Genomic DNA, 14,498 nt, shown 5'->3' with positions numbered 1-14,498 from the left:
TTACTGTTCTTCGTCATATCGAACGTGTTAGATATGACGCCTATTTCTTTATGACGCGGGCTTGTTACGATTGCATAGCGCATGTTGTGGCTTCTTTTACCACATTCACCGCTGTTATTGCGCAGGTTTTTGAGCCCAAACGTGAATATAACGGCCTAGCGACAGATATGGCTCTTGGCGACATAGCTGTTTTTCTAGTTCCAATACATCTTCAAATTGGTAATCGCCCATGTATTCCATATTACCTATGTAGTCACTGAAAGAACGAATGCCTGATTTACCACAGATGTCTAGACCAGCGTCTTCTATCCATTGATAAACCTCTTCAGGCTTTAAGCCTTTCTGTGGTTGCAGCTTAAACCGTTTTCGATGTGGCATCCCATTCAATACATGAGGAATGTTGCCACAAATCACATTTTTCAGGACTAATCCGTGGTGGTTGTAAAACATTATCGAAGCAACACCACCCGGCTTTACTTGTTCAAGTAATAAATCAAGCGCCTCTCTCGGATTCGCTAACCACTCCATCACAGCATGAAACATCACAACATCGACTTTCCCATCGAGATGTTCTGCCACATTCTGAATGGGAGAGTGGATAAAACGATACCGCTCTAGCAAACCTGCTTCGCTGATACTTTCTTCTGCTAGTTTCAGCATTTCAGAAGAGAGGTCACACAGAGAAACATTATGCCCAAGCGACGCAATTTTTTGCGACATTTGTGCAAGCCCACCGCCAGCATCGAGTATATGCAACGGAGATATGGAACCATCAAATTTGCTCAAAGCTTGTTCTAAATCTTCCCATACGATGATCTGACGGATCTCTCCTTTGTCAGAGCCGTAAATATTTTTTGCAAATTTGTGGGCAATATCGTCGAAATTACGGTCTTCAGTCACGGCTACTTGAGTTATTATGTCCTATCGTGCCTGCTATTCTGTCACAGGAATTTCAGGAATAAAGAGGCGATGTCTCTTTTTACTACCAAGTGATGTTTTTTCGGACTATTCGGATATGTTTGAGCTGAAAAAAGTAGTGTCTTCATTATTGATGCCACTGCCAGCAATGTTAATTCTCGCTTTTCTGGGTTTAGCCCTAGTGATGTTTACTACCAAAAGGAAGACTGGTTGCCTAATTACCCTTTCAGCCCTCTGTGGTATTTTCCTCATCGCTTTCCAGCCAGTTTCTAGTCAACTTTTAATGCCAATGGAAAGGCAACACACCGCTTTTTTACCCGTCGATGACACCATCGATTACGTTATGGTTCTCGGCAGTGGTCACGTCGTAGACGACCAAATCCCACCTACATCTGAGCTTAGTCGCACAGGATTGATGCGTTTAAGTGAAGGCATTCGTATTTTACGCCTTTATCCTGGTGCCAAACTCATTTTGTCTGGCTATGGTGCGGGGACTGAAGTGAGTAATGCAAGAATGATGGCTAAAGTGGCTTTAGCGCTTGGGGTTTCAAAACCTGACATCATTTTGCTTGAAACAGCAAAAGACACGTGGGAAGAAGCCCGCCAAGCCGCCGCGTTTGTTAAAAATAAAAAGATGGTATTAGTTACATCGGCTAGCCATATGACTCGCGCCTTGAATGAATTCCATGCTGCGGGTATGAAACCATTAGCGGCACCAACCAACTACCTTGCACAAGAAGGCATTGTAGAGCCTTGGGATAAGTACATGCCTAAAGCGCTATACCTTGAGCAGACCGAACGTTATTGGCACGAAACCATGGGGTTAGTTTGGCAAAGCCTGCGCGATTGGCTAGACACGAGTAATGATAATGTTGAAGAGCCTATCGTTGTCCCTGAGCCTTCTATTTTAGAAGAAGATAATGGCGTCGTTTCTGCGGCCTAGTCTCAAATCGATATCTATTAATTTTCGGATGGTTAGCAATAACCAATAGTATGGCAAGAAATAAAAAGCCGAACCATCAATGATGTCTCGGCTTTTTTACGCTAGTTGTCTTTTTTTACTGATTAAAACGCCCGAAGGGTTTAGTCACCAGCGAACATGTAACCTTCACCGTGAACCGTCACAAAAATCTGTGGGTTCTTGGGATCAAACTCCATTTTTGCGCGCATACGACGAATTAACACATCGATAGTGCGATCATTAGGCGCATCCACTCGGTGGCTAATCATGTTCAAAATACGTTCGCGACTTAATACTTGGTTAGGGTAAGAAGAGAGTGCGACTAGCAACTCATACTCAGCCTTAGTCAGTTTAACCGGCTCACCATTTTTGCTTAGCGCTCGGCGAGGAATATCAAACGTCCACTCACCAAAACGAACAACAGACTCATCTTCTGCTTGTTCCACCACTCCCGTCGCTGTTCTACGAGCAGCAGCAATACGCCAAAGTAAGTTTTTAACTCGAACCAATAATTCGCGAAGTTCGAAGGGTTTAGTAACATAATCGTCTGCGCCCATTTCAAGGCCTACGATTTTGTCGATGCTATCCGTGCGTCCAGTAACTAAAATAATTCCAATGTCTGATTGACTGCGTAATTCGCGAGTTAGCATCAATCCATCTTCGCCTGGTAAGTTGATGTCCAGCATAATGAGATCAACGTTGTTTTCTTCCAACACGTTTCTCATCTGAGCGCCGCTCTCAGCTTCACTCACTGTGTAACCTTCGTTCTGGAAATATCCAACCAGTTTACTGCGGGTTACCACATCATCTTCTACGACCAATACGTGATAGCTCATCTACACCACTTTTCTTATTTAATAGTTTCAATGACTATTCTATTCATAACTAGTAACAATTCTAGTGGTACTGAAGATAAAAGCCAGAAACATGGATTTTTTTTGATACAAGACAATCTTAAACCTTGCTATTTATCGTCCATCGCAATTCAATATAGGCATTACTACGAACGAGTCACTTTGCGCTTAGCAAATAACCTTGTTATTCAGCCTTGGTGTGCTTGTACCCAAATGACTTAACGGCGCTGGGTATATAAACATCACAAGACTAAATCAGGATCTATGAAATGAAAGATACGAAAGCATTCAACGAGCAAAGAGCAGAAATTTACTGGTGGTTATCAAGCTTATTCGCCAAAGAGCTCACTCAAGAAGAACTCGATCACTACCACTCTGTTGAAATTCGTTCTTTCCTTTCTGGTTTAGGTTCGAATGAAGCTCTAAAGCCTTCGATTGATAAGCTTGTAGACGCATTGAACCGTCTACAAACACGTGAAGATGCCCAACTGGAACTGTCTGCTGACTTCTGCGACCTTTTCTTGAAGACAGACAAACATGGTGCTTTACCTTACGCTTCAATGTACATCGGCGAAACAGGTCTATTAAACGATAAGCCAGCTAAAGACATGGAAGACATCATGGCTAAGCACAACTTAATCGTGAACCAAGACTTAAAAGAACCTGCAGATCACATTGCTATCGAACTCGACTTCCTTGGCAATCTAATCATCCGTTCAAATGAAACTGAGCTTGAAGAAGAATTAGAGAAATCGTTCGTCATTCAACAGCAGTTTATCGATCAGCAACTACTTACTTGGTTGCCAAAGTTTAATGTGAAATGTCATGACGTTGACCAGTTTGGTTTCTACGCTTCGGTCTCGTCTTTGCTACTCGCATTTTGCAATTTAGACACTCAATATTTAGCTGGTGAATAAGTTCGCCCAACGACTAGGTAAATAAATTCAGTAGAATGTGACAATTCACCCGGATTTCTGGGTGAATTATATTGCGAGTAATTTCTAGTCAGTCTAAAATTGTGACCGCAAACGATAAAATATGAAACATTCACGAAATGCTAAGCTTATTTAAGTTCAAAGCATTTCGGTGTTAAGACAAGCCGCTCAATAGCGGTTTTTTGTTTTTTAGCACTTTAGTACCCAAAGAGCCCTACAAATTTAAGCTCTTAGTTAAGTAGCTTAACGGCTACTTTATTCCGTACTTTGGGAAAGTAGCTTCTAATAGGATAAAACCATGGCCACTATAAAAGATGTCGCTCGCTTAGCAGGCGTATCAACAACAACCGTTTCTCACGTAATCAACAAAACACGTTTTGTCGCAGAAGCGACTCAAGAAAAAGTAAACAAAGCCGTAGACGAACTAAACTATGCACCGAGTGCTGTTGCTCGTAGTTTGAAATGTAATACAACACGCACTATCGGCATGCTAGTAACTCAGTCAACCAACCTATTCTTCTCTGAGGTTATCGATGGCGTAGAGAGCTACTGCTACCGTCAAGGCTACACTTTGATTTTGTGTAACACAGGCGGTATTTATGAGAAGCAACGTGATTACATTCGAATGCTTGCAGAGAAGCGTGTAGATGGCATCTTGGTTATGTGTTCAGACCTAACTGAAGAACTAAGAGAAATGTTAGACCGTCACGCTGACATTCCTAAAGTAGTGATGGACTGGGGTCCTGAGAGCTCTCAAGCCGACAAGATCATTGATAACTCTGAAGAAGGTGGCTACCTAGCGACCAAGTACCTTATTGAACGCGGTCACTCTAAGATTGCTTGTTTAAGTGGCCACTTAGATAAAGCAGCCTGTGTTGAACGTATCGCAGGATACAAACGTGCATTTGACGAAGCTAATATTGCCACTGACGAACGCTTGATCATTGAAGGTAACTTTGAATGTGATACTGCTGTTATAGCAGCAGATAAGATTGTTGAGATGAAAGATCGCCCAACGGCAGTGTTCTGTTTCAACGACACCATGGCACTAGGTTTGATGAGTCGATTACAAGAAAAAGGAATTCGCATTCCTGAAGATATATCAGTTATTGGTTACGATAACATCGAACTCGCTGAATATTTCTCCCCACCATTGACCACGGTTCACCAACCGAAGCGTCGTGTTGGTAAAAATGCATTCGAAATTTTGTTAGAACGCATCAAAGATAAAGATCATGAAAAACGCGTTTTCGAAATGCACCCTGAAATTGTTGAACGAAGTACAGTTAAAACGTTAAATTAATTGATAAATTCAGTTTATTCTAATCAAGCGCACCTTTAGGTGCGCTTTTTTTATCAACAACATTAATGAACCTGGTATCATAACAGCAAGATCATTAATTGAAGCAATATCACATTTTGAAATAACAAGTGTGAGCTTCATTCAACAAAAACTTTATTCTATTTAATCAGTCACGCACAGGGCAAACCACTCTAAAGAGTGAGACGCAAAGCTTCCGGCCTAAACCACTCGTTGGTATGGTAGCGGGGTTACCGATGGCAAAATGCAGTGGTTACTAATAATTTAGTAATTTACGGCTTATTGACAATTTAGTTGCAACATTTTGCTAATCTCTCGGACCTGCTTATTTGGTGGCGTAGTTCAAATACACCGAGATAAATAACATGGATAAACCGATACTAAAGGACTCAATGAAGTTATTTGAGTCCCTAGGAAAAATAAAATCACGTTCAATGTTTGGTGGCTTCGGTCTTTTTGCCGATGACACGATGTTTGCTCTGGTTGTAAATGACCAGTTGCATATACGAGCGGACAAATGCACAACAAAACAATTTGAACAACAAGGGTTTCAACCTTACGTTTACAAAAAACGTGGCTTCCCTGTTGTTACTAAATATTTCGCTTTGCCTGAAGGCCTGTGGCAGGATCAAGAAAAAATCTTGCAGCTTGCGACTACGTCTTTGGGTTTTGCTAAAGATGAAAAAGCTGAACAGTCTTCTGCTAAACCAACTCGATTAAAAGACCTTCCTAACCTTCGACTTGCTACCGAGCGCATGTTGAAAAAGGCTGGGATAGATTCCGTAGAACGTTTATATGAATCTGGCTCTGTAAACGCGTTTAACGCCATCAAGGAATCTCACGCGTCCTCTGTCAGTATCGAGTTACTTTGGGCGCTAGAAGGTGCTATTAATGGTACACATTGGTCTGTTATACCGCAGCAGCGTCGCGAAGAGCTTATCAGTCGCGTAAATTAACATTATCAGTTAAAACTACACATAACTAAGCCGCATTTATGCGGCTTTTTTTTATATCTGTTGAAAGTTAATCTAAGCTTTACCTGTCTATCTATACTATCGGTATGCATTGAAAATTTAGAGGAAGTATCAATGAGTAAGAAAATGATATTGGGTATTGTGTTGGTAATAACGATTGTCTTACTAGGCGTCAACTTTGGCCAATACCTCACACTTGAGAATGCCAAGGCTCAGCAAGCCGTTTTGAATGAATACATTGACAGTAATTTTATCGCCGCGGCTGCTATTTATTTCGCAGCTTACGTCATGATTACCGCTTTCTCGATTCCAGGAGCTGCTGTTGTGACCCTATTGGGTGCTGCGCTCTTTGGTTTTTGGAATAGTTTGTTATTGGTGTCATTCGCCAGTGCAATCGGTGCAACTATCGCCTTTTTGAGTAGCCGCTATTTGTTACGTGACTGGATTCAAACCAAATTCGGCGACAAATTGGCGACCATGAATAAAGGTGTCGAAAAAGACGGGGCATTTTACTTATTTTCTCTACGCCTGATCCCTGTATTCCCATTTTTCCTTATCAACCTGTTGATGGGTCTAACGCCGATGTCGGTAAGTCGTTACTACATTACGAGTCAAATTGGGATGTTGCCAGGTACAGCTGTTTTCTTAAATGCTGGTACTCAACTCGCAGAAATAGATTCACTTTCGGGTATCGTGTCTCCTTCAGTGCTGTTGTCATTTGCATTACTAGGTATATTCCCAATTATTGCTAAATGGTTGATGGGTAAGTTTCGCTCAACACCTGTAGCTGAATAATGGATATAGATTAGATAACACACATAGCCAAATAAGGTTCTATTTCAATGAAAATCTTTAGCGCATCGAACCCTACTGAAGCTCACATCATATGTGGATTGCTAGAAAGTGAGAATATTGCGTGTGAGGTCCGTGGTGAGGGTTTGTTTGGTTTGAAAGGAGAAATCCCTTTTACAGAAGATACTGACCCGTATGTTTGGCTGTATGAACCAGAACAAGCCAATAAGGCACGTGTTATTGTCAATGAATACCAAAAACAGCAAGATTCTATAATCTATGAAGAGTGGCGTTGCAGACAGTGTCATGAAGTCAATGAAGCCCAATTTGGCTCTTGTTGGCAGTGCGGTGCTGCTTCTCCTGAATAGCAGGTTTTGAAAGGTAAAGTGGCTCCAACGGCCTTATATAACAACTCGGTCAGATACCTCCTCCAAACAAAAACGGGAAGCTAAAATTAGCTTCCCGTTTTTGTTTCAATTCTATTCGAGCGTCTGTTCTGATAAAGAATCGTGATAATCACTGAATTTGCTTTTGAATAAACGCAATCGAACGCTGATTAAACTCTTCAGGATTTTCCACATTACATACGTGTCCACAATTCGGAATTTCTACTAGCTCGCTCGACTCATGTGCTTCCACCATTTCTTTTACAGGCTTAATAAACATGTAATCACGTTCGCCCATCAAATAAAGAGTCGGTATTGGTAATTCCCTATCTTTAAAATACTTCATCAAAGGGTTTACATCTGCCGTTAAGATAAACCAGCGCTTAAACTCTTTTTGGCACAGTTTTTTAGCTTCACGGATAAAAAGGTGACGAGACTCTTTTTGGCTTTTCTGCGGCATTACTACATACGCAAAAAGACTGTATAACCACATGTAAGGAATGATGTGTTTACTTAAGTTACCTAATTTGATTAAAACTTGAGAGCGAGTGTTTAGCTTAGTAACAGCGCCGCCTAATACCATTGAACGCACACGCCCTGCTGCTAACTCAGCGACGTTACGTACTATGATAGTACCTAAAGACATGCCAACAAAATGGGCAGAACGAATTTTTAGGTGATCTAAAACTTTGAGAATATCGAGCGTTACCGATTTGAAGGTGTAACGATTCGAAATCAGCCCTTTAAGTATATTGTCTGATTTACCGTGCCCTCTCAGATCGATGAGAAGTAAGTTGAAATGCTGTTTATACGCTTTGATCTGTTTGAACCAGATAGAGGAACTTCCTCCTGCGCCATGCACAAACACAACCCACTCGTCGCTCGTAGGGTGAGTAAATGTTTTATGGAATAATAAACTCTCAGACATACCTATCGCTTTAATTATTAAAATGGAGCTGTGCCTCATCACAAGGCGATGACTAAGGATATCACGCAATTAAGAACTTTAAGTGATAATAGTGTCAAACCTACCATTAGTCATGTGAATACCTACTCCCTCTTTTCTACCTGACTGACATGAGTTTGCAAGCTCTGTCTTCTCAAACGTGATGTAGACAGACCAACAAATAAAAAGGCACTCTGTGAAAAGAGCGCCTTCCGTTGTTTAGTGCTAATGGTGTACATCAGCTACATCAAGAGATTAAATTAACGTTAAAATGCAGTATGGTACATTGCTAGATACTCTTTAGCAGCGTCTTCCCAACTAAAATCTTGCTGCATAGCATAAAGCTGAACCCGTTTAATTTCAGACGGCGTTTGCGCATAAAGTAACAACGATCGATGTAACACTGCCAATAGTGCTTGTGGGGTTGGCTCTTCAAAAGCAAACCCAGTCGCGACCTCAGAATCCTCATCGTAATCATTCACGCTGTCTTTTAAACCTCCCACAGAACGAACAATCGGCAAAGTACCGTAAGCCATGCTGTAGATTTGGTTTAAACCACACGGTTCAAATTCCGAAGGCATCAAAAAGAAATCAGAACCCGCTTCAACCAAGTGTGCCAATTCGTTATTGTACGCTTCGACAAAAGAGAACTTGTCTGAATGAAGTGCTGATAACTCTTTAAGTTGACTCGCCAAAACCGGATCACCAGTACCGACAATCACAATCTGAAGGTCGTTTTTCAAGAACTGTTCGATGATCGGCAGTAAGTAATGGACACCTTTTTGATTCGTCAAACGGCAAACCATGCCATAAACAGCGCAATCATTCAGGGGCAGGCCAACATCTTGTTGCAGTTTTTGCTTACAAGCTGATTTGCCACGAACCATGCTGTGTTTCGTCGCTTTATACTTACGAGGCAGGAACACATCTGTTTCCGGATTCCAAGCACCGTAATCACAGCCGTTAAGAATACCAAACAAGTCTGCCGAACGATGTTGAAACTCAGCCGACATACCGTGGCTTCCTAATTCCGTTTTCAGCTCTTCTGCATAAGTTGGGCTTACCGCGTTGACTTTATCTGCACACAACACGCCTGCTTTTAGCATAGTAACGTGAGTATCACTCACCGCTGCTTCTGGTACATTGTAGCTGTGCATTTCAGGTAGACACTGCAGCTCATCATATGAGAACACCCCTTTGAAAACCGCATTGTGAATTGAAATGACACTGCGTGTATTTTCAAAGAAATCGTGTTGTTGGTAACGAGACTTGAGCAAGAAAGGAACAAAACCAGTATGCCAATCATTCGCATGAACGATATCAGGCTGGAAACCAAGCTTTGGTAACATATCTAAACAAGCGGCACTAAAGAAGGAGAAACGTTCTCCATTATCAGCATAAGCTTGATTGTTCTCGGCATACATTTCAGGGCGGTCGAAATATTTAGCACATTCAATACCAAACACTTGAACGCCTTCAACGCTCAACTTCTTAACCTGATAAGCGGTATGAGGCCAATGATCGAGTTCAGTGGCTAAAATAACTTCTGCGGAGTCAATATTAGGTATATTTCGATAAGCGGGGATGGTCACTCGAACATCCTGTTCGAGTGTTTGTAACGCTTTAGGCAGTGCCTTGGCTACATCAGCCAAGCCACCACTTTTAATCAAGCCTTCAACTTCAGACGCTACAAAAAGTACCGAGAGAGTCTTAGTAACCAACTCGTGCTCCTTTAGAAATCACTACTACACCATCGTCAGAGACGTGGTAATGCTTTTTATCTTCTTTCAAGTTTACACCAATCTGTGTACCCGGTGCGATGTCTGCATCTTTATCGATGATAACGCGACGCAGGATACAACCCTCACCCACTTTTACATCACCGAGTAAGATACTCTCGCTAATATCACATGCTGATGCGATATTGCTGCGGAAGCCCAATACACTCTTTTCAATACGCGAACCACGTACATAACTACCGCTACACACAAGGCTATCAATGATCTGAATTCGACCATTTGCCGAATCAGTAAACGTAGCTGGTGGTAGTGGCGGGTAATAAGTGTGTAAAGGCCATTTGCGGTTGTATAGCGAGAATGGCGCATCTTTCTTAAGAAGATCCATGTGCGCTTGCCAGTACGCGTCAATCGTACCTACATCGCGCCAGTAAACTTCTTCTTTCTCACCGGTAATACGGTTGGTGCTGAAATCATAAACAAACACGTCACCACGTGGGAACATGTTGGGAATAATGTCTTTGCCGAAGTCGTGTGTCGACCCTTCTCTATCTGCATCTTCCGTTAGTTCAGCAAAAAGCTCTTTCGCTTCGAACACGTAGTTGCCCATTGAAACAAGCGCTGATTCAGGATCTCCCGGGATCGACTTGGGATTTGCAGGTTTCTCTTCAAAACCAATCATACGACCTTCAGCATCAACTTCAATAACACCAAACTCAGAAGCTTCGGAAAGTGGCATACGTAACGCTGAAACCGTTAAAGCCGCGTTCTTTTCTTTGTGGAAATCAAGCATCTGTTTGATATCCATTTTGTAGATATGATCAGAACCGAAAATACAGACTTGATCAGGTTCTTCCAATTCCATAAAACCCATGTTTTGGTAGATTGCATCTGCTGTGCCTTCATACCAACGCTTTCCTTTGCGCATTTGTGCCGGAATAGGGTCAATAAATCGGTCTGTTATACCACTGATATTCCAACCTTTTTTCATATGATGGAACAGTGATTGTGACTTAAATTGTGTTAAAACATAGATCTTCATCAGATCAGCATTAACAAAGTTGTTCAAAGCGAAATCAATTAAGCGGTAGCTACCACCGAAAGGAACCGAGGGTTTGCTGCGAGACTCAGTTAAAGGTCTCAAGCGAGAACCTTCACCACCAGCAAGAATCATTCCCAATACACCAGCCATTTTATTCTCCATATATTTATAGCTTGTCGATGTCAGTGCTCGTAGAGGTATCTTCCTCAGGGGGATGAGCACTAACATTCATTTCGGAACTTAACGAATATCCATTCACATACAGTGACAGTATCCTAAGCCAAACGTTGTTATGTGTGCACTATTCTTTGCACTTGGTTTGATATACGTTATCGACTTTTGTGCCGATTTCAATTTTTAATACGCCATTCTGCGTCATGGCAACCGATTGCTTTCTTAAGACTTAAAGCAGCTCACATAACACCATCCGAACGAAACATTACATTAACACCCGTCACACATCAGGTATACAACTAAACACTGTTCTTTCAGTTACAATATTTTAGTTAAGTTACAGTCTCGTTAAGCTTCCATAATAAGATGTAATTAATGGCTCTCATTTATTTTCCATCGTGAATTTAATAAATTATTTCAATTGAAGTAGAAAATCAATTAGTTGCATACTTAGTCATGTTTTGGACAAAAAAAAGCAGCCCAATGGCTGCTTCTCAATCAATGTGTTCTGTTACTTCTCTTTCGGCTTTTTACGCTTATCTGTAACTTCCCACTTTCCGTCGATATACAAAGCAGTCCAACCAGAAGGTTTTCCGTCTACTTCGGTACGAACGTAGTTCTCTTTTGTCTTACGACTAAAACGAATCACTGTCGGCTTACCATCAGGGTCAGCAACCGGCGCTGACGTTAGGTACTGGAACTTAGGTGAGATACGATCTTTAAAACGAACCAACTCTTCCACCAATGGTGCACGCGTTTCACGTGATTTAGGGAAGTTGCTCGCAGCCATAAATAGGCCAGAGGCACCATCACGAAGAACAAAGTACGCGTCTGAATTTTCACACGGAAGTTCAGGGAAATGTACAGGGTCTTCTTTCGGTGGCGCTACTTCGCCATTTTTCAGGATCTTACGAGTGTTCTTACAGTCTTCACTCGTACAGTCCATGTATTTACCAAAACGACCGTTCTTTAGAACCATGTCAGAACCACATTTGTCACACTCAACAAGTGGACCATCGTAGCCTTTCACTTTAAATTCGCCGTGCTCAACCACATAACCTTCACAGTTCGGGTTATTACCACATACGTGCATCTTACGCTTATCATCGATTAGATAAGCATCCATTGCCGTTTCACAAATAGGACAGCGCTTTTTAGCTCGAAGAGCTGCGGTTTCAACGTCTTCTTCAAGCACGTTGATAATGCCTTCTTCATCACCAAGGTTGATTGTTGTCTTACAACGCTCTTTTGGTGGGAGTGCGTAACCAGAACAACCTAGGAATACGCCTGTCGAGGCAGTTCGAATACCCATTTTACGGCCACAAGTCGGACACTCAATATCGGTTTCCACGATATGGTTTGGCTTCATGCCACCCGCGTCTTCGTCTAAATCTGCTTTTTCCAAATCGCCAGTAAAGTCTTCAAAGAAGTTATCTAACACGCCTTTCCAGCTTGCTTCACCTTCAGCGATTTGATCCAACTTCTGCTCCATACGAGCAGTGAAGTCATAGTTCATTAGGTCATTGAAGCTGCCATCTAGTCGGTCAGTAACAATTTCGCCCATCTTCTCAGCGTAGAAACGACGCTGTTCAACTTTTACATAACCACGGTCTTGAATCGTCGAGATGATTGATGCGTATGTTGAAGGACGACCAATACCACGCTTCTCAAGCTCTTTAACTAGTGCCGCTTCAGTGAAACGAGCTGGTGGCTTAGTGAAGTGCTGTTTCGGGTCTAACGCAATGAGATCAAGCTTATCGCCAATCTGAACTGCAGGAAGAATTGTATCTTCGTTCTTACCCATTGGACGCTGAACACGAGTCCAACCATCAAATTTAAGAATACGACCTTTCGCTTTTAACGTGTACTCGTCAGCTTTAACACTTACCGTCGTTGAATCGTATTGAGCGGGTGTCATTTGACACGCAACGAATTGATTCCAAATCAATGAATACAGCTTGTGTGCGTCTGCATCTACGCCGTTTAGGTCTTCCGACTTAACATCTACACTTGAAGGACGAATCGCTTCGTGGGCCTCTTGAGCGCCCTCTTTGCTACCGTATACCAGTGCTTTAGGCGGAAGATATTGCGCGCCGTACTCAGAACCAATGTATTCACGAGCGGCTTCTACAGCTTCTGAACTCAAGTTCGTTGAGTCAGTACGCATATAAGTGATGTAACCCGCTTCATACAGGCGTTGAGCCAGCATCATGGTTTTCTTCACGCCATAACCAAGACGCGTGCTCGCCGCTTGTTGCAGCGTAGACGTGATGTAAGGTGCAGACGGCTTACTCTTAGTTGGGCGGTCTTCACGTTTACAGACTTCGTATTGCGCTTTTTCTAAAACGCTAACTGCAGCTTGTGTTTGCGCTTCATTATCAGGTTTAAACGCAACGCCGTCTTTCTGAGCGACTTGCAGTCTGAAATCTGTTTTCTCTGCTGTTTTGGTATCAGCATGCACATCCCAAAACTCTTCAGGGATAAAAGCGTTGATCTCGCGCTCGCGCTCAACCAGTAGTTTTACAGCGACTGATTGAACACGGCCAGCGGATAGGCCTCGTGCTACTTTTTTCCAAAGCAAAGGTGACACCATAAAGCCAACAACACGGTCCATAAAACGTCGTGCTTGTTGTGCGTTTACGCCGTCAATGTTTAGCTCACCCGGAGTTTCGAAGGCTTGTTGAATAGCATTCTTAGTGATTTCGTTAAAAACCACTCGCTTGTATCGCGTTTCATCGCCGCCGATGATCTCACGAAGGTGCCATGCGATAGCTTCTCCTTCGCGGTCCAAATCGGTTGCGAGATAAACATGGTCTGCGTTTTCAGCCAGTTTTTGCAATTCAGCAACAACTTTTTCTTTACCCGGTAGAATTTGATAATTCGCTTCCCACTCTTTATATGGGTTGATACCCATCTTTTTGATAAGAGCTTTGCGATCTTTTTCTTTCTTGATACGAGCTTTATCTTCTGGGCTCATACCCTTGGTTGAAACTGCAGCAGCCTTTTGACCAGTACTTTGACCCGCCGTTGGTAAATCACGTACGTGACCTACACTCGACTTAACGACAAAGTCTTTGCCAAGATATTTATTGATAGTTTTAGCCTTGGCTGGCGACTCCACTATAACGAGCGATTTACCCATATTGACTCTAACGTCCTTAATCACGATGCTTCAGCACCAACAATTTAGCTTGTGGGCTTTTACGCATGATATTCTAAATTCATTGCTTCTTTTTTTACTATTGTGCGAGATTACTAGAAGATCAACCGCTTTTTTCAAAATTGGATCTGATTGCTCGACAATTCAGCGGCTCAGAAGAGAAAAGGGTCACAATATAAAGAAGCTATAAAGTACTCATTAAAAATACTTGCAAGAGCCTATTCATCAGGCATTACGTATAAACGCGGTCATACTAAGCTTGTCCACGAATCTAACGCGAGCCCCATTCAATTATTTTT

12 protein-coding genes and 1 riboswitch are annotated in these 14,498 nt (G+C 42.2%); of the genes, 6 read left to right on the top strand and 6 right to left on the bottom strand.

All coding sequences use genetic code 11. The annotated features are described in order from the left end of the window. Window positions 1-114: 114 nt before the first annotated feature. On the bottom strand, window positions 115-900 hold the full coding sequence (gene cmoM, locus SJY39_RS06900; RefSeq protein WP_016768412.1) for a tRNA uridine 5-oxyacetic acid(34) methyltransferase CmoM: 786 nt from the start codon (window positions 898-900) through the stop codon (window positions 115-117). 115 nt (window positions 901-1,015) lie between these two features. On the opposite strand from cmoM, the gene elyC reads away from it, so the two are divergent. Beyond that, window positions 1,016-1,861, top strand: a complete 846-nt coding sequence (elyC, locus tag SJY39_RS06895) for an envelope biogenesis factor ElyC (protein WP_010437790.1) — start codon at window positions 1,016-1,018, stop codon at window positions 1,859-1,861. A gap of 140 nt (window positions 1,862-2,001) precedes the next feature. Here elyC and torR read toward each other — a convergent pair whose 3' ends face one another. Continuing rightward, window positions 2,002-2,715, bottom strand: a complete 714-nt coding sequence (torR, locus tag SJY39_RS06890; protein ID WP_010437789.1) for a two-component system response regulator TorR — start codon at window positions 2,713-2,715, stop codon at window positions 2,002-2,004. Between the two features lie 287 nt (window positions 2,716-3,002). Here torR and torD point away from each other — a divergent pair, with 287 nt between their 5' ends. The 5 genes from torD to SJY39_RS06865 all read left to right on the top strand — a co-directional run bounded on the left by torD (window position 3,003) and on the right by SJY39_RS06865 (window position 7,123). Continuing rightward, window positions 3,003-3,650: a molecular chaperone TorD gene (torD, locus tag SJY39_RS06885; protein WP_010437787.1), complete on the top strand. Its 648-nt coding sequence runs from the start codon at window positions 3,003-3,005 to the stop codon at window positions 3,648-3,650. Between the two features lie 316 nt (window positions 3,651-3,966). After that, complete coding sequence (gene purR / locus SJY39_RS06880) at window positions 3,967-4,971, top strand: HTH-type transcriptional repressor PurR (protein WP_010437785.1); 1,005 nt, start codon at window positions 3,967-3,969, stop codon at window positions 4,969-4,971. A gap of 170 nt (window positions 4,972-5,141) precedes the next feature. After that, window positions 5,142-5,227: riboswitch (cyclic di-GMP riboswitch) on the top strand. A gap of 127 nt (window positions 5,228-5,354) precedes the next feature. Continuing rightward, the gene (locus SJY39_RS06875; protein ID WP_010437783.1) at window positions 5,355-5,945 is read left to right on the top strand and encodes a TfoX/Sxy family DNA transformation protein; all 591 of its coding nucleotides are present in this window, start codon (window positions 5,355-5,357) and stop codon (window positions 5,943-5,945) included. A 132-nt stretch (window positions 5,946-6,077) separates the two neighbouring features. Beyond that, complete coding sequence (locus SJY39_RS06870; protein WP_010437782.1) at window positions 6,078-6,758, top strand: TVP38/TMEM64 family protein; 681 nt, start codon at window positions 6,078-6,080, stop codon at window positions 6,756-6,758. Between the two features lie 47 nt (window positions 6,759-6,805). After that, window positions 6,806-7,123, top strand: a complete 318-nt coding sequence (locus SJY39_RS06865; RefSeq protein ID WP_016783840.1) for a DUF2007 domain-containing protein — start codon at window positions 6,806-6,808, stop codon at window positions 7,121-7,123. Window positions 7,124-7,271: 148 nt separating this feature from the next. On the opposite strand, the gene SJY39_RS06860 is transcribed toward SJY39_RS06865, so the two are convergent. From SJY39_RS06860 to topA, 4 genes are all read right to left on the bottom strand, one after another. After that, on the bottom strand, window positions 7,272-8,069 hold the full coding sequence (locus SJY39_RS06860; RefSeq protein WP_010437777.1) for an alpha/beta fold hydrolase: 798 nt from the start codon (window positions 8,067-8,069) through the stop codon (window positions 7,272-7,274). 284 nt (window positions 8,070-8,353) lie between these two features. Continuing rightward, on the bottom strand, window positions 8,354-9,808 hold the full coding sequence (gene glgA, locus SJY39_RS06855) for a glycogen synthase GlgA (RefSeq protein WP_016783839.1): 1,455 nt from the start codon (window positions 9,806-9,808) through the stop codon (window positions 8,354-8,356). Then, window positions 9,798-11,027 carry a glucose-1-phosphate adenylyltransferase gene (gene glgC, locus SJY39_RS06850; RefSeq protein WP_080572727.1) on the bottom strand — a complete coding sequence of 410 codons (1,230 nt, stop codon included), beginning with the start codon at window positions 11,025-11,027 and terminating at the stop codon, window positions 9,798-9,800. Before glgC ends, glgA begins: the two co-directional genes overlap by 11 nt. 523 nt (window positions 11,028-11,550) lie before the next feature. Continuing rightward, window positions 11,551-14,181, bottom strand: coding sequence for a type I DNA topoisomerase (gene topA / locus SJY39_RS06845; protein WP_010437771.1), 2,631 nt, complete (start codon window positions 14,179-14,181; stop codon window positions 11,551-11,553). Window positions 14,182-14,498 lie beyond the last annotated feature (317 nt).

Origin of the sequence: Vibrio sp. R78045 (assembly GCF_042466085.1) — a bacterium.
Classification (GTDB): Bacteria; Pseudomonadota; Gammaproteobacteria; order Enterobacterales; family Vibrionaceae; genus Vibrio; species Vibrio cyclitrophicus.
Note: the sequence above shows the minus strand (reverse complement) of the source record. Positions and strands in the feature narration are given on the sequence as shown.